Source organism: Ruegeria sp. YTSA135, assembly GCF_059610165.1.
In genome coordinates, this window is the sequence record NZ_JBXWNC010000001.1 from 580,645 (window position 1) to 595,533 (window position 14,889).

General features: G+C 54.7%; 13 protein-coding genes and 2 tRNA genes. 12 read left to right on the forward strand and 3 right to left on the reverse strand.

Annotated features, from left to right (window positions below; genetic code table 11):
- Window positions 1-104: 104 nt before the first annotated feature.
- Both AC2FIT_RS02830 and AC2FIT_RS02835 read left to right on the forward strand, forming a co-directional pair.
- Complete coding sequence (locus AC2FIT_RS02830; protein ID WP_496826401.1) at window positions 105-824, forward strand: vWA domain-containing protein; 720 nt, start codon at window positions 105-107, stop codon at window positions 822-824.
- Complete coding sequence (locus AC2FIT_RS02835; protein WP_496826403.1) at window positions 824-1,498, forward strand: DnaJ domain-containing protein; 675 nt, start codon at window positions 824-826, stop codon at window positions 1,496-1,498. The genes AC2FIT_RS02830 and AC2FIT_RS02835 overlap by 1 nt, the downstream gene beginning before the upstream one ends.
- 137 nt (window positions 1,499-1,635) lie before the next feature.
- Here the strand turns inward: AC2FIT_RS02835 and AC2FIT_RS02840 are convergent.
- From AC2FIT_RS02840 to AC2FIT_RS02850, 3 genes are all read right to left on the reverse strand, one after another.
- A tRNA-Leu gene (locus AC2FIT_RS02840) sits at window positions 1,636-1,721 on the reverse strand.
- A 412-nt stretch (window positions 1,722-2,133) separates the two neighbouring features.
- A complete protein-coding gene (locus AC2FIT_RS02845; protein WP_496826405.1) occupies window positions 2,134-3,444 on the reverse strand; it encodes a GH1 family beta-glucosidase in 1,311 nt (436 codons plus the stop codon).
- A 1-nt stretch (window position 3,445) separates the two neighbouring features.
- The gene (locus AC2FIT_RS02850; protein ID WP_496826407.1) at window positions 3,446-4,477 is read right to left on the reverse strand and encodes a LacI family DNA-binding transcriptional regulator; all 1,032 of its coding nucleotides are present in this window, start codon (window positions 4,475-4,477) and stop codon (window positions 3,446-3,448) included.
- On the opposite strand from AC2FIT_RS02850, the gene AC2FIT_RS02855 reads away from it, so the two are divergent.
- The 10 genes from AC2FIT_RS02855 to AC2FIT_RS02900 all read left to right on the forward strand — a co-directional run bounded on the left by AC2FIT_RS02855 (window position 4,476) and on the right by AC2FIT_RS02900 (window position 14,739).
- Window positions 4,476-4,679 carry a hypothetical protein gene (locus AC2FIT_RS02855; RefSeq protein ID WP_496826409.1) on the forward strand — a complete coding sequence of 68 codons (204 nt, stop codon included), beginning with the start codon at window positions 4,476-4,478 and terminating at the stop codon, window positions 4,677-4,679. The two genes, AC2FIT_RS02850 and AC2FIT_RS02855, sit on opposite strands and share 2 nt — an antisense overlap.
- Before the next feature lie 14 nt (window positions 4,680-4,693).
- Window positions 4,694-6,052, forward strand: a complete 1,359-nt coding sequence (locus tag AC2FIT_RS02860) for an ABC transporter substrate-binding protein (RefSeq protein WP_496826411.1) — start codon at window positions 4,694-4,696, stop codon at window positions 6,050-6,052.
- A 54-nt stretch (window positions 6,053-6,106) separates the two neighbouring features.
- Entirely contained in the window at window positions 6,107-7,132 is a 1,026-nt protein-coding gene (locus AC2FIT_RS02865; protein ID WP_496826413.1) for a carbohydrate ABC transporter permease, read from the forward strand.
- 3 nt (window positions 7,133-7,135) lie between these two features.
- Complete coding sequence (locus AC2FIT_RS02870) at window positions 7,136-8,284, forward strand: carbohydrate ABC transporter permease (protein WP_496826415.1); 1,149 nt, start codon at window positions 7,136-7,138, stop codon at window positions 8,282-8,284.
- Window positions 8,285-8,293: 9 nt separating this feature from the next.
- Window positions 8,294-9,949 (forward strand): alpha-amylase family glycosyl hydrolase, encoded by a 1,656-nt coding sequence (locus AC2FIT_RS02875; RefSeq protein ID WP_496826417.1) that lies wholly within the window; start codon window positions 8,294-8,296, stop codon window positions 9,947-9,949.
- A gap of 3 nt (window positions 9,950-9,952) precedes the next feature.
- Window positions 9,953-11,038 (forward strand): ABC transporter ATP-binding protein, encoded by a 1,086-nt coding sequence (locus AC2FIT_RS02880; RefSeq protein ID WP_496826419.1) that lies wholly within the window; start codon window positions 9,953-9,955, stop codon window positions 11,036-11,038.
- A gap of 554 nt (window positions 11,039-11,592) precedes the next feature.
- Window positions 11,593-11,668, forward strand: a tRNA-Thr gene (locus tag AC2FIT_RS02885).
- A 283-nt stretch (window positions 11,669-11,951) separates the two neighbouring features.
- Window positions 11,952-12,980, forward strand: a complete 1,029-nt coding sequence (locus AC2FIT_RS02890) for a DUF262 domain-containing protein (RefSeq protein WP_496826421.1) — start codon at window positions 11,952-11,954, stop codon at window positions 12,978-12,980.
- Window positions 12,977-13,687, forward strand: coding sequence for a hypothetical protein (locus AC2FIT_RS02895; RefSeq protein WP_496826423.1), 711 nt, complete (start codon window positions 12,977-12,979; stop codon window positions 13,685-13,687). The genes AC2FIT_RS02890 and AC2FIT_RS02895 overlap by 4 nt, the downstream gene beginning before the upstream one ends.
- Window positions 13,684-14,739: a DNA cytosine methyltransferase gene (locus tag AC2FIT_RS02900; RefSeq protein WP_496826425.1), complete on the forward strand. Its 1,056-nt coding sequence runs from the start codon at window positions 13,684-13,686 to the stop codon at window positions 14,737-14,739. The genes AC2FIT_RS02895 and AC2FIT_RS02900 overlap by 4 nt, the downstream gene beginning before the upstream one ends.
- The last annotated feature ends 150 nt before the right edge of the window (window positions 14,740-14,889 follow it).

Here is a 14,889-nt window from a genome sequence, read left to right on the forward strand (position 1 = left end):
AGATGCCTTCTGTTCTCACCGTCAAATCGGGCTAATATCCCAAGCACCACCTCAGAACGCTCAAGAGCGTGTACAGAATCGCCCGCAACAAATACCCTAGTGTTATGCAACGCAACGACCTTTCACGTCAGAAAGAAACCGACCTTCCGGCTGCGCGCAAATCAACTGAAACAGAGATCAGCGATTTTCTGTCTCAGGCCAAACAGCTGGCCGCGACGCAGTCCGCGTCGCCCGGGCGGATGATTTTTGCGTTGGATGCAACCATGAGCCGCCAACCGACGTGGGACATGGCCTGCGCCCTTCAGGGCGAGATGTTCTCTGCCGCTGAGGCGGTCGGCAACCTGTCTGTGCAGCTTGTCTATTTTCGCGGCAATCAGGAAGCTCGCGCCTCTCGGTGGGTCAATGACGCAAACAGCTTGCGCGCGATGATGGAGAAAATAGATTGCCGGGGCGGTTTGACCCAGATTGCCAAGGTTTTTAAGCATGCCAGGAAAATGGCCGAGCAGGAGCCCCTGACCGCTTTGGTATATGTCGGCGACTCAATGGAAGAAGACGTGGACAAGCTGTGCGGGTTGGCCGGTGAATTGCGCCTGAACGGTGTTAAAGTGTTTGCTTTTCATGATGGCGCTGACCCAACAGCCGCAGTCGCGTTCCGCGAAATCGCGCGGCTAACCGGGGGTGTCTACCTGCCGTTTAACGCAGGGTCGGCCGATGAACTGAAGGCGCTTCTTGTTGCGGTTGCCACATATGCGGCTGGCGGTAGGAAAGCGTTGGAGGCGCTTGATAACTCGCAGGCCAAACAACTTCTGTCAGACATGCGCTGATGCCTCCATTCCTGACCGTTGTCGCCAGTGCTGTCGGTTTAGCGTTTTTGCTGTGGGTTCTTACGAACGTGGCCCGGTCTATCCTAGGCAGCCGCGCGCAAAGGGCGATGGGTTTTGCATTGATCGCGATTGGTGTGGCGCTGATGACCACACGTGCTTTTGCGCTGGCAGTGCCTCTCATAATCTTGGGGGTCAGTTTGGTTCTGCTCAGAGGATCGTCGCTGGGCCGCACCAGCAGAACACGCACATCACAGGTTCGCTCAGCGCGACTGGAAATGACGCTTGACCACCAGTCAGGAAAGATAGACGGGCGGATTCTGACCGGTAAACACGAGGGCCAGCTGCTTTCAGACCTCGACCTCACAGAACTGGTGTATCTGCACGCGGCAATTGGTGATGATGATGAAACAGAGCGATTGCTCGAAGCTTACCTTGATAATGCACACCCCGATTGGCGCTCTTACACCGACGAAGACAGACCCCAAAAAGTGCACCCGCTCAGCAAAGAAGAGGCGTACAAGATTCTTGGCCTGAATGCGGGTGCCAGCGCCGAAGAAGTCCGCGAGGCGTACAACCGGCTGATTAAACGCGTACACCCTGATCAAGGCGGCTCAGCTGCGTTGACTGCGCAAATTACCGAAGCAAGAAACATTCTGCTTGGCGACCAGAATTAAGGGGTTTTCGCCTACCCAAAAGGTTCAGAGCCCAGCGCGCGACTCGACGAGCTTATGGTAGGCGGTGAATGCGCGAGACGCACATGCCCGAAGGATCACACCGCAAGTAAAATTGGGATTCTCGTTTTGTTTGAGTGTGGTACCCGCGGCCGGACTCGAACCGGCACGGCCTTTCGGCCCAGAGATTTTAAGTCTCTTGTGTCTACCATTCCACCACGCGGGCAAAGCGTGTCAGGCCTTAACCGGGCCTCAAAACTCACTACGGCCATTAGGCCTTAGAAACAATGGCATCCCGAGAACGCGGCAGGAAATTAAGCCTGTTGCAGTCAGAGGTTTAGCCACATTTGATTGCCATCAACCCGGTTGAGCCGCTGACGTCAGAAACTCTTACTGCCAACCAGTCTGATTGAAAAGCCGCTAAGTTGAAAAGCCCCCATCTAATGGGCCAACGGCCGCGAACACGACCAAAGCACGTGCCGTGAGCGGCGCCTCTGCGCAACCTTTTTCGCAAGCCGAATCTTTACCTCGGGCGATTCAAACGCAGTTGCGTCACAAGTCATTTTCTACCCAAGCGCAGACCAGTTTGCACAACTCAATCAGCCTGCGCATATGATCCGCCATCAGGTGCCAATATTTCACCCGCTGGCAAGGGCTTGTTTCAGGGCAAAATAAGACGCCTTGGGCGTTCGTTTCAGGGTATCGAAATCCACATCCACCAACCCAAAGCGTTTTTCATAGCCCAAGGCCCATTCGTAGTTGTCCAGCAAAGACCAGACAAAATACCCCTTGGCCGGAACGCCGTGGTCAAGCGCCGCCTGAACGGCAGACAGGTGCTGATCCAAATAGTCGATACGATCATCGTCCTGGCTACGCTGCGGGCTGGCCATACCGTTTTCCGTCACATAGATCGGCAGATCACCCGTATACTCTGTGGCCGTACGAAGCAGAAAACGGGATAAGGCCGCCGGATCAATCTCCCATCCCATCTGTGTCTTGGGCAGCGGGCCGGGAACCTCACGCAAGCTTGGCCATGGCGTTTCCGCAGGCGCGATCAGCTTGCGGGTATAGTAGTTTATACCGCACCAATCCACCGCAGCACCGATTGTATCGAAATCATTCTGCCACCCATCCGGTAGATAGGGTTCAAGCCCGTTGAGAACTGTATCGGGATAGGACTTATTGAACACGCCGCCCATAAAGAAGCGGTTATAGATACCGTCATAGCGTGCAGCCGCCTGTTGCGCCTGTGGGCTGTCATCAGCCGGTTCGGCCCATTCCAGATTAAACACGGCGCCCAGATTGGACATGCCCATCCCCCGCATCACTTCGATCGCGCGGCCATGGGCCAGCAGGACATGGTGCATCGCGCGGGCTGTCGCGCGAATATCTCGCAGGCCGGGGGCGTGGTGACCTTCAAAATGGCTCAGCCAACTGACACACCACGGCTCATTGATAGGGGCAACACTGAACATGCGATCACCGATACGGCGCATGACGATTTCGGTGAAATCTGCGAACCACCCGGCGATATTCCTGTTCCGCCATCCCCCCAGATCAGCCAGCGGGGAAGGCAGCTCCCAATGATACAAGGTTGCGCAGGGACGGATGTCGCGCTCTAACAGGGCATCCGTTAGCCGGTCGTAGAAGTCCAAACCTTCCTGATTGACCGGGCCGCGCCCCTCTGGCAACACACGCGCCCAACTGGTCGAAAAGCGATAGCAGTCGAAACCTGCCCCCTTTATCAGGTCCAGATCATCTTCGAACCGATTGTAGTGGTCGCAGGCCACATCCCCGTTTTCCGCGTTTACGACATTTCCTGGTGTGGCTGCGAAACTGTCCCAGTGGGTCATCCCAGCACCCCCCTGCCCATGCCCTTCGATCTGATAGGCCGAGGTTGCGACGCCAAACAGGAAATCGTCTGGAAAATCACTTCGCTTGTGCTTCATTTTACAACCTCTGCCGAACCGGACCTGTTGAATTGCCGACCACAAGCTCTGCTTCAAGCAGGCATGACTTTGGCGGATCATCGGGTGCGTTTATTCGCTCGATCAACATCTCAGCCGCAAGTTCGCCGGCACGGCGCACGGACGACCGTGTGGCGGTGAAAATCGGAACGTCCTGGCCGTTACGCATGTAAGACAACTCATCATCATGCGCGATGACCGATATATCGCGACCCATTTTCAACCCGTTTTCCTCTAACGCGCGGCGGACACCAACCGCCGAGATAATGGACGAGGCCAGAATGGCAGTGGGCGGGTTATCTAGCTTCAGCATGTCACATACGGTCTGATACCCGTAAATCTCGGTCATCTCTGCACTGCGCAGCAAAGCCGGATCGGGTGTAACCCCTGCCCTTTGCAGCGCCGCCATGTATCCGTTGCGACGGCGTTGCGCAAAATCCATCTCTTCCAAGCCGTTGATCAGCGCAATACGCCGATGCCCCAGATCAATGAGAAACTGTGTTGCCCGCTCGAAAGAACGTTGGTTGTTAACGTCGATCCAATCATAGGGTAAGTCCACACCGGTCGAGCGGCCATGCACGATAAACGGAACGCCCATATTCGACAGCACGGAAATCCGCGGTTCGTTCACCTTGGGCCCCTGCAGAACAACGCCATCAACCGCACCGCGTGAAAAAAGGCTGCGATAAGAATCCTCGATCGAGGTGTCCGGCGCGTGGGTAAACATCATATTGTAGTTTTTTTCGGCATAGGTCCGGGCAGCGCCCGCGACAAAGTCGCCAAAAATCGGGTTCACCATCTCGTGCCGTGACGACGTTGGAATCACGTGCCCGATCACCATCGAACGCCCCGTCGCCAGCCCTTTGGCACGGATGTTTGGCCGGTATCCATGCTTGTCCGCCGCCGCCTGCACACGAATGCGCGTACCCTCGTTCACCTCGGGGTATCCGTTCAGAGCGCGGCTAACTGTGGTCTGCGACAAGCCGAGGATTTCAGAGAGCTGCTTGAGGTTCATGGCTTTCAAAGCGCCTTCAATTTTTTTGCCAATTACGTTTTCATTCGATTTTTATTCTACGTCAACCCGCCTTGACGCTTATGCTAAACGTCAACAAATAAACTTTCCTGTTCCAGATATTGACAGAAACCCGATGTTAGCGGATAAAGCAGGGTATTCAAAGCGCTTTGAAAACCGAGTCTCAAAAGGCGCTGGAAAGTGATGGGAGGAGAAATCATGAAACACTCGCTATACGCAGGTGCGGCCGTGTTTGCCTTGATGGCCGGTTCGGTTCAGGCACAAAGCGATCTGCTGTACGCCGTCGGGGACGGCAGTTTTGACTGGGATGGATACCAGGCCTTTGCAGATGCGCATGACCTGAGCGGAGAAGACCTGACTATTTTCGGGCCTTGGCTGGCGGGTGAAGGCGAAGCATTCGAAAACCTTGTGGCGTATTTCAATGCAGCGACGGGTGCGAATTCCAGCTATGTGGGATCGGACTCGCTGGAACAGCAAATCCTCATCGATGCCGCGGCAGGGTCGGCGCCGAACCTGACCGTGTTCCCCCAACCCGGCCTTGCCGCCAATATGGCAAAGAACGAATACCTGACACCCCTGGCCGAGGGATCGGCAGATTGGATCAAAGACAACTTTGCCGCCGGTCAGTCTTGGGTGGATCTTGGAACTTTCGAAAACGCCGAAGGCAACCAGGATTTCTACGGCTTCTTCTTCAACGTGAACGTGAAATCCCTGGTCTGGTACATCCCTGAAAACTTTGAAGATTTCGGATACGAAGTTCCTCAGACCATGGAAGAATTCAAGGCGCTGATGGATCAGATGGTTGCTGACGGCGAAACACCGCTGTGTGTCGGTCTTGCATCGGGTGGTGCGACCGGATGGCCCGCGACCGACTGGGTTGAGGACCTGATGCTTCGAACGCAACCGCCCGAGGTTTATGACCAATGGGTCTCGAACGAAATGAAGTTCGATGATCCGCGCGTGATTGCAGCGATTGAAGAATATGGCAGCTTTACACGCAACGATGATTATGTCGTGGGCGATGCCGACGATACCGCCGCGATCGACTTCCGCGACAGTCCGAAAGGTCTGTTCGACAGCCCGCCCGCCTGCATGATGCACCGTCAGGCCTCGTTCATTCCGGCCTATTTCCCTGAAGGAACCGAGCTTGGGGTGGATGCCGACTTCTTTTACTTCCCGGCCTACGCTGAAAAAGACCTGGGGACACCGGTTCTGGGGGCGGGCACGTTGTTCACTATCACCAATCCAAACCCCGCCGCCGAGGCGTTCATGGAATTCCTCAAGACCTCGTTTGCACATGAAATCATGATGTCTCAGGATGGTTTCCTGACCCCGCATCTGGGGGCAAATCCCGACAATTATTCCAACGACACGCAGCGCGGGCAAGGCGAGATCCTGACCAACGCAACCACTTTCCGTTTTGACGGGTCCGACCTGATGCCGGGCGCGGTTGGTGCGGGTACCTTCTGGACCGGAATGGTCGATTACTCGTCAGGCGCGAAAGACGCGGCCACTGTCGCTGGTGAAATCCAGTCCTCGTGGGACGCGGCAAAGTAACTGACGCGCGGGGCGGCCACCGCGTCGCCCCATTGCACAGCGAGTGAGGGCATCATGACACCGGCACTTCAAGGCCTGCTGACCATCGCCATCGGTGTGTTGGGTTGCGTGGGATATTTTTATCTGTCCAATCAATTTCTTGACAAGGTTCTGTGCCCTCCGCGCGGACCAAACGCGGGCCGCAATATCAACCGGGCGAACATGATCCGACCGTGGCTGTTCTTGTTCCCGGCGATAGCAGCACTTGGGTTGTATCTGGCCTATCCGGTGGTTGAAACGCTGCGCCTGTCTCTGACTGAACGCGTGCCAGGGGGTGGCTACCAATGGGTTGGCCTCGACAACTACGTGCAGATGGCGGCTGAGCCCAAGTTCTGGGAAGCGATGCGCAACAACATGCTCTGGCTCATCGTCGTCCCCGCGATGTCGACAGCGTTTGGCCTGCTGGTGGCGCAGCTAACGGACCGCATCAGATGGGGTAACGTCGCGAAATCACTGATTTTCATGCCGATGGCGATTTCATTTGTGGGTGCCTCGGTCATCTGGAAGCTGGTCTACGACTCACGCCCAGAAGCCGAGGATCAGATCGGCATCCTGAATGCCCTGTACCTGTTCTTTGGCGGTACCGACCCGCAGACATGGCTTACTATTCCGTTCTGGAACAGTTTCTTCCTGATGATCGTTCTGGTCTGGATTCAAACCGGTTTTGCCATGGTTATCTTGTCCGCCGCGCTGCGTGGCATCCCTGAAGAAACGATTGAGGCGGCAATCCTGGACGGCGCAAACCCATTCCAGATTTTCTTTCGTATCAAGGTGCCTCAGATCAAAGCGACTATTCTGGTCGTCTGGACCACGATCACCATCACCGTGCTCAAGGTCTTTGACATCGTTTTCGCGATGACCAACGGCCAATGGGAAACGCAAGTTTTGGCCAACTACATGTATGACAAGCTGTTCCGCGCCAATGACTGGGGTGTCGGTTCGGCGTCGGCGATGGTGATCATGCTGCTGGTTACTCCGATATTGATCTGGAACGTCCGGCAGGTCCGAAACGAAGGTTCGCCTTCTATGGGTGGAGACTGATAAATGGATAGCTTTGCAGGTGAAAAACCGGCCCTGAGATGGGTTGTCCATGCCTCGGTTCTGTTTCTGGTGGTGTTGTGGGTGGTTCCGACGCTGGGACTTTTGATCTCGTCCTTTCGCACTGCGGATCAGATTGCGACAAGTGGTTGGTGGCGAGCACTATTCCCGTCCGAGCAGAACCTGACCCTGCGCAGCGCCGCGCCTGAAACACAGGTGCTGGAAGATGGGCTGTATGTCATTCAGGGCAAGCTGTTCGGCGACGATCAGACAGTGAAAATCTCAAGATGGGGTATCAGTTCGCGTGAAGTTGATGCCTTCACACCCGCTGATACAGCCGAGCTTCGCCGCGGCGGGACAATCACTGTTGACGCGGACGGAAACTACCGGATGGCGAATGCAGAGGAGTTTACCGGCAATCGCGGCGCTCGGATTTTCGTGACTGCCGAGCTGCCGCCAGAGTTCACGTTCGACAACTACCAAACGGTTCTTTTCGACAAAGGTAGCTCCGACAGTATGGGCCGGGCTTTCTTCAGTACGTTGACCGTAACAATCCCGGCGACGATCATCCCGATCCTTGTCGCGGCTTTTGCTGCCTATGCCCTCGCTTGGATGGATTTTCCAGGCCGGGCGCTGCTGATCGCCGCTGTGGTGGGCTTGTTGGTCGTGCCGCTGCAACTGGCGTTGATTCCGCTACTCAAGTTCCACCTGAATATCGGGATCGGCAAGGGTTATCTGGGGGTCTGGCTGGCCCATACCGGTTTTGGGATGCCGCTGGCGATCTACTTGCTGCGAAACTACATGGCCGGGCTGCCCCGCGACCTGATCGAAAACGCGCGCGTCGATGGCGCGACCGAGTTCCAGATATTCACAAAGCTCATCCTTCCGCTCAGCTTTCCGGCGCTGGCATCTTTTGCAATCTTCCAGTTCCTTTGGACATGGAATGATCTGCTGGTCGCAAAGGTGTTCCTGATCAATGCTACGGGCCAGACCACGGTCATGACAAACCGCATCGTCGAACTGCTGGGCACTCGTGGCGGCAACTGGGAAATCCTGGCCACGGCGGCGTTCGTCTCAATCGCGGTGCCGCTGGTCGTCTTCTTTGCAATGCAGAAATATCTGGTCCGCGGACTGCTGGCCGGATCAGTCAAATAAAGGCGTGTTATGAACGTGCAGAACATCACAAAACAACAAGATGCAACCCAGGTTTCGTCCGACTGGTGGCGAGGTGGCGTTATCTATCAGATCTACCCTCGTAGCTTTCAAGACAGCACCGGCGACGGAATCGGGGACCTGAACGGGATTACGCAGCGCCTGCCCTACATCGCTTCGCTTGGGGTGGATGCGATCTGGATTTCGCCGTTCTTTAAGTCTCCGATGAAAGATTTCGGCTATGATGTCAGCGACTACCGCGCCATTGACCCAATGTTCGGCACGATGGAGGATTTTCGCGCCCTTCTGGAGCAAGCTCATGCACAGGGTCTGAAGGTGATGATCGACCTCGTTTTGTCGCACACATCGGACAAACACCACTGGTTCACCGAAAGCCGCGCCAGCCGGGATAATCCTAAGTCAGACTGGTATGTATGGGCCGACCCCAAACCGGATGGAACTCCGCCCAACAACTGGCTTTCGATTTTTGGCGGGTCCGCGTGGCAGTGGGATACGCGGCGTCAACAGTATTACCTGCATAACTTCCTTACATCCCAGCCCGATCTGAACTTTCATTGCGTCGATGTACAGGATTCGCTGCTGGACGTGGCGCGGTTCTGGCTGGACATGGGGGTGGACGGGTTCCGCCTGGATACGATCAACTTCTACTTTCACGACAGTCAGCTGCGCGACAACCCTGCCCTGCCCCTTGATCAGCGCAACGCCACAATCGCGCCGCAGGTAAACCCGTACAACCACCAGGACCACCTGTATTCCAAAAGCCAACCGGAAAACATCGCATTTCTTGAACGCCTGCGGGCTTTGACAGATCAATACGAAGACCGCGCTTGCCTGGGTGAGGTTGGCGATGCCCAGCGCGGGCTGGAGCTTATGGGGCAATATACCAGCGGCGATAAACGGATGCATATGTGTTATGCCTTTGAGTTTCTGGAAAAACGCGCTTTGACTGCAGCTTATGCCAAACAGGTTTTCGATCAGCTTGAAGACAAGGCCGGCGATGCATGGCCCTGCTGGGCTTTTTCCAATCACGACGTCCAGCGCCACGGCACGCGGTGGGGACTGGACGATGCAGCCTTGCGCCAGCACGCGGTGCTAATGATGTGCCTGCGCGGCTCTGCCTGCCTGTATCAGGGTGAGGAACTGGGCCTACCCGAGGCCGACGTGCCCTTCGAAAGTCTGCAAGACCCTTATGGCATCGAATTCTGGCCCGAGTTCAAGGGCCGTGACGGTTGCCGTACGCCAATGGTCTGGGCGGCCCAGGACGAACACTCTGGTTTCAGCACTACCGCCCCGTGGCTGCCGGTAAGCCAAACGCAAGCGGAACGTGCCGTAGACCGGTCCGAACGGGACCACGATTCGATCCTGCACCACTATCGCCGCGCGATTGCCCTGCGTCATGCACATACGGCCCTGACATCGGGGGCGCAGGTTAAAATGACCCAAACAGGTTCCGTGCTGACGTTCATACGCGAGGATGCGACAGAACAGGTGTTTTGCGCGTTCAACCTCGGCCCTGACACAGCCGAGTTCGCCTTGCCGCAAGGCGATTGGCGCGTAATTGGCGAGGATTTAGGGGCAGTGGATGCAATCGGAACCGCCGTTCTTGATGCCGCACAATTCTGCTTGCTGACCAGGGAAAAGAGGTAAGCCATGTCGGAACTCAAGCTCACGGATGTGGCCAAGACCTATGGGTCGGTTGACGTTCTCAAGCATATCGATCTTGACATTGAAACCGGCGAACTGATCGTGTTCGTCGGGCCTTCGGGCTGCGGGAAATCCACTCTGCTGCGTATGATTGCGGGTTTGGAAAAGATCTCAGGCGGAACGCTGGAGATTGAGGGGCAAGTCATGAACGACGTCCCCCCCGCCCAGCGTGGCATAGCGATGGTGTTTCAATCCTATGCTCTGTATCCGCACATGACTGTGCGCGAAAACATGGCCTTCGCGCTGAAGATCGCAAAAATACCCAAGGCTGAGGTCGATGCCGCCGTCGACCGTGCCGCCAAAATTCTACAGTTGGAACCCTTTCTGGACCGTCTTCCCAAGGCGCTGTCGGGCGGGCAACGTCAGCGCGTCGCCATCGGACGGGCCATTGTGCGCGACCCCAAGGTTTACTTGTTTGACGAACCCCTTTCAAACCTCGATGCCGCCCTGCGCGTTGCCACTCGTATCGAGATCGCGCGCCTGAAAGAAGCGATGCCCGACAGTACGATGATCTACGTCACCCACGATCAGGTAGAGGCCATGACACTTGCCAGTCGTATCGTTGTTCTGGCCAATAAAGGGATCGCGCAAGTTGGCACGCCGCTTGAACTGTATGAAACACCCGATAACGAATTTGTCGCACAGTTCATTGGCTCACCCGCGATGAACTTACTTCCCGGCGTGATCTCCAAGACAGGGGAACAGACCGCGGTCACACTTGAGGCAGGCGGAACAGCCATTTCCTCCATTGCAACCGACCCCGAGCAAATGGGCCTAAAGGTCAATATCGGTGTGCGGCCCGAGGATTTCTTTACCGACAACGACTCCGGCTTCATGGAAGGAGATGTCGACTTCATTGAAGCCTTGGGGGAAGTCACCTTGTTGTATTTCGCAAGTGAGCCTGGGTCGGACGGGATTGTAGCAAAGTTTCCAGGCATCGGAAAAAATCTTCGGGGTCAGACCCTTAAACTAAATGCCGACCCTGCCAAAGTGCACCTGTTTCACAATGGCCTGTCGATAAGAAAGAGATAACAGAGCCCTGTCCCTGCACAAGACACGGGACCTTGTGTTACTTCATAGCCCGAAATCAACCGCTGTAGATAGACAGGCTGTGGTGATCTCTCTCTTAACAAGTCGCGCCAGCAGGATCTTTGATGGTCTGTGCATGTATTCCTGCAAGCAAATGCTGAGGCACGATCAGCGCGTGTTTTGACCTTCTTTAGTGGCCCAAAGTGCGCCTTCCGTGCAGCAATCTCTGCGCGTTGTATCGCGATCTATTCTTCTGCGGTTGATACAGTTCAAATCAGCCGCAGCTCACTACCGAGTCCACGCCCAAACTCTTGGCGCAGTCACCACATGTTCAACATTGGGTAATTGAAAAGGGGTGCGCCACAACGCGACGAACGCGCGCGCCGGTTTCTTTCAAAAACAAGCGAACAAAATGTCACGGCAGGGGTTGTAGGGTCGAAAAAAACTCGCTAAATGCGGCTGCACTGGAAATGGTGGAAGTCACATAGCCCATTTGCTGACCACAACGCAGTTGGTGATGGGAAGACTTCCAAAAAAAGCCCAGTTTAAACAACGGTGCCCCTATAGCTCAGCTGGTAGAGCAACTGATTTGTAATCAGTAGGTCCGCGGTTCGAGTCCGTGTGGGGGCACCATTTAAATCAATAAAAACAGATTCTTAGGGTGATTTTGGTCGCGGGTTGGACTCGACGTTCGCGACAAGAACAGTATAAGTACAGTGTTCGACCCAAAATCGCCCAGAATCTGAAAGTCTGCGTTGCCCTGCTGGTGATGAAATCGGTGGACGATCTGGTGTCCTTTGTGGTTAGATAACGCAAGATATGGGGTTTGCATATGGTCCGGAAGACTAAGAGAAAGCTACCCGACCCGGCGCAGATCGACGAGGCGGAGAAGCAAATCAGGGAGTATTCACGCACTGTGAAATTCACGGTGGTTGAATACTCGTTTGAATTTATTGTGCAAAAGCTCAATTCTGATCGCTACTACGTCCCAGATTACCAACGTAACTTGATCTGGAAACCCAAAGAACAATCCAAGTTCATTGAATCAGTCCTGATGGGGTTGCCGATCCCGTTTGTTTTCTTCTGGCAAGACAATGAAGGCCGGATGGAAATCGTTGACGGCTCCCAACGCATTCGGACCATCCGCGATTTCATGAATGACAAGATCACCCTCCGAAATCTTGAAGCTTTGCCGGCCGCAAATGGTTTGGTTTACAGTGATCTGCCTCCGTCGAGGCAACTGAAGTTTGCAGACAGTTCGCTTCGTGTAATTATCTTGGACAATTCCACTGATGCCATTACTCGTACCGAGATGTTCACGCGCATCAATACTGGTGGCACGCAGGCCAATGAAGCCGAAGTGAGACGCGGTAGCCTGCCTGGACCATTTATGGACCTTATCATTTCTCTTTCGAACTCGCCCGAGTTTGTGGAAATGACTCCGATTAGTCAGCCGTTGATTGATAAACGGGAGCGTGAGGAGCTCGTTACACGCTTCTTCGCGTATCTTGGCAGTTTTGTATCAGATGAAGATGGTGACATTCCGACTTACAAGGAAGAGCCAAGGCTTTTCTATTTTGCGTATGTTCAGAAAACCGGGGAGCAAATCGCTGCTGAAATCGCCGCAAATGGTACTTCGGCCACTGCTGATGCGATGAAACTAGAGTTCGAAACGATGCTTCAATTCGTGTCGGCTGTTTCTCCGAACGGTTTCACCAAGTCCGAGACAGGCAAACAAGTGCCGCGTGTTCGTTTTGAAGCGATCGCTGTGGGATCAGCGTTGGCCTTGCGGGCCGACCCATCACTTCTTCAACGCGCGCCGGACCTGACTCCACTTTTGGAGTCTGATCCGTTCAAAGATGCGACCAAGTCGGACGCTGCGAATGTCAAAAGCAAGCTTCTGGGCCGCATAAAACTGGTCAGAGACTGGTTGGCGAATCAATGAACGACGTACTTGCATATCTTGACGAGCGCGAAGAAGAGTTCGAGCGACATCTGACGATTGCCAGAATGCTCCAGGCTCGGGTCGATGATGTTGAAGGCGATGGGCAAGTTGAAGTCCGCCATGTAAACACGATCAAGTCAGGTTTGCTTATTCACCTCTATAACATCGTTGAAGCAATTACGACGCGGACGCTTGAAACCGTTGGCAGAACAGTTGTGGCTGAACGACCACGGCGATGGACAGAAGCGGTCCTGAAAGAATGGGTGCGAGCCGAGATTTGGGGTGGCGAAGAACGTTTGGGAGATGGAGCTGTTCGGCGACTTGCCGAGGTCAGCGGGACGCTAGCATCGGGAAACAGCCCCACTGCTTTTGTCGTTAAAGGCGAGCCGGGTAGCTGGAATGATAAATCAATCAAGAAGGTTGCTGAACGCTTGGGATGCCCTCTCAATCTTGACGCCGAGGTTAGCCGTGCCGCATATGAGCGCGTCTACAGGGATGAGGCTACGGCACTGACCTATCTTTCGCGTCGTCGAAATGCGATCGCGCACGGAGAAAGCACTTTCGAAGATGGTGCAAACGACATCACATTGGATGAGTTGGCCGCCCTAGGAAATCGTATTCTACCATATCTACGGGCTGTTACGGAGTGCTATCGGGACTTTTTGACAAACAGGAACTTTTTGGTTCCTGAGGAAGATGCGACATGAGCAACGAAGTTCAAATTGCGGCTGTCGATCTTTTCTGCGGAGTTGGTGGCCTGACCCACGGTTTGACTCGTGCAGGAGTGGACGTTCGTCTTGGCATTGACCTCGACCCAGCTTGCCGTTTTCCAATGGAAGCCAACAATGCCGCCAAATTCTTGGAGGCTGATGTTTCAGCGCTTATGCCATCAGATATTCTGTCGGCCTTTGAGGATTCTGACATAACGCTAATGGCGGGTTGCGCACCTTGCCAACCATTTTCGTCCTATTCACAATCTGCGAGAAAGAAAGGGCCACATGAGGATTGGGAATTACTCTCATCTTTTTCCAAACTTGTACTGAGCGTGCGCCCGAAGCTTGTGACAATGGAGAATGTTCCTCCGCTACGAAAACAGCAGATTTTCAAAGATTTCGTTTCCGACTTGCATGGCGCAGGTTACCATGTGGACTTCTCGGTAGTGGACGGTCGAGACGTTGGGCTTCCACAAAGAAGGCAGCGATTGGTTCTTGTTGCTTCGCTTCTGGGCCCGATTACCATTCCAGAGGTGGCGAAGCCTCAGGTGACAGTAAGAGATACCATTTCAGAATTACCCGAGATTGCTGCAGGAAGTGCGGACCCAAAGGATCCGCTTCATGCATCGGCGTCTCTCAGTGACAAGAACTTGGAACGCATTCGGCATTCTAAGCCTGGGGGGACATGGCGAGACTGGCCCGAAAACCTCGTTGCGGCGTGTCATTCGCGAGCGTCCGGGTCGACGTATCCGTCTGTGTATGGACGTATGGAGTGGGACCAACCCGCACCGACGATGACAACGCAATGTTATGGGTTCGGAAATGGACGTTTTGGGCATCCAGATCAGGATCGCGCAATCAGTTTGCGCGAAGCTGCAATGCTTCAGAGTTTCCCAAAAGATTATAAGTTCCTACCTGAAGATGCGCGTGTCAACTTTAACACTCTTGGCCGAATGATCGGTAACGCTGTGCCGGTAATGTTGGGAGAATTCATCGGTGAGCTATTGGTCGAGCACGTTCGGGCGCAAGGCGGCAGAAGTGAATAGCCTCATAGCTATCTGATATTTTGTTAGCGAGTGCGTCCGGCTAAGTCTCTGATTTACCGACCACTTCGGTAGAGGTCGACAGTTGGGCACAGTATCGAGCACAGGTTTCCGACTGATTTCCATCCAAAATGAAACGACGCAACGGGTCTG

What these genes read in the sequence shown, in the direction of transcription:
- AC2FIT_RS02895 (WP_496826423.1), top strand. Translation starts at nt 12,977, where the DNA reads ATGAACGACGTACTTGCATATCTTGACGAGCGCGAAGAAGAGTTCGAG.
- AC2FIT_RS02900 (WP_496826425.1), top strand. Translation starts at nt 13,684, where the DNA reads ATGAGCAACGAAGTTCAAATTGCGGCTGTCGATCTTTTCTGCGGAGTT.
- AC2FIT_RS02855 (WP_496826409.1), top strand. Translation starts at nt 4,476, where the DNA reads ATGGCTTTCAAAGCGCCTTCAATTTTTTTGCCAATTACGTTTTCATTC.
- AC2FIT_RS02850 (WP_496826407.1), bottom strand. Translation starts at nt 4,477, where the DNA reads ATGAACCTCAAGCAGCTCTCTGAAATCCTCGGCTTGTCGCAGACCACA.
- AC2FIT_RS02845 (WP_496826405.1), bottom strand. Translation starts at nt 3,444, where the DNA reads ATGAAGCACAAGCGAAGTGATTTTCCAGACGATTTCCTGTTTGGCGTC.
- AC2FIT_RS02835 (WP_496826403.1), top strand. Translation starts at nt 824, where the DNA reads ATGCCTCCATTCCTGACCGTTGTCGCCAGTGCTGTCGGTTTAGCGTTT.
- AC2FIT_RS02865 (WP_496826413.1), top strand. Translation starts at nt 6,107, where the DNA reads ATGACACCGGCACTTCAAGGCCTGCTGACCATCGCCATCGGTGTGTTG.
- AC2FIT_RS02880 (WP_496826419.1), top strand. Translation starts at nt 9,953, where the DNA reads ATGTCGGAACTCAAGCTCACGGATGTGGCCAAGACCTATGGGTCGGTT.
- AC2FIT_RS02875 (WP_496826417.1), top strand. Translation starts at nt 8,294, where the DNA reads ATGAACGTGCAGAACATCACAAAACAACAAGATGCAACCCAGGTTTCG.
- AC2FIT_RS02830 (WP_496826401.1), top strand. Translation starts at nt 105, where the DNA reads ATGCAACGCAACGACCTTTCACGTCAGAAAGAAACCGACCTTCCGGCT.
- AC2FIT_RS02870 (WP_496826415.1), top strand. Translation starts at nt 7,136, where the DNA reads ATGGATAGCTTTGCAGGTGAAAAACCGGCCCTGAGATGGGTTGTCCAT.
- AC2FIT_RS02860 (WP_496826411.1), top strand. Translation starts at nt 4,694, where the DNA reads ATGAAACACTCGCTATACGCAGGTGCGGCCGTGTTTGCCTTGATGGCC.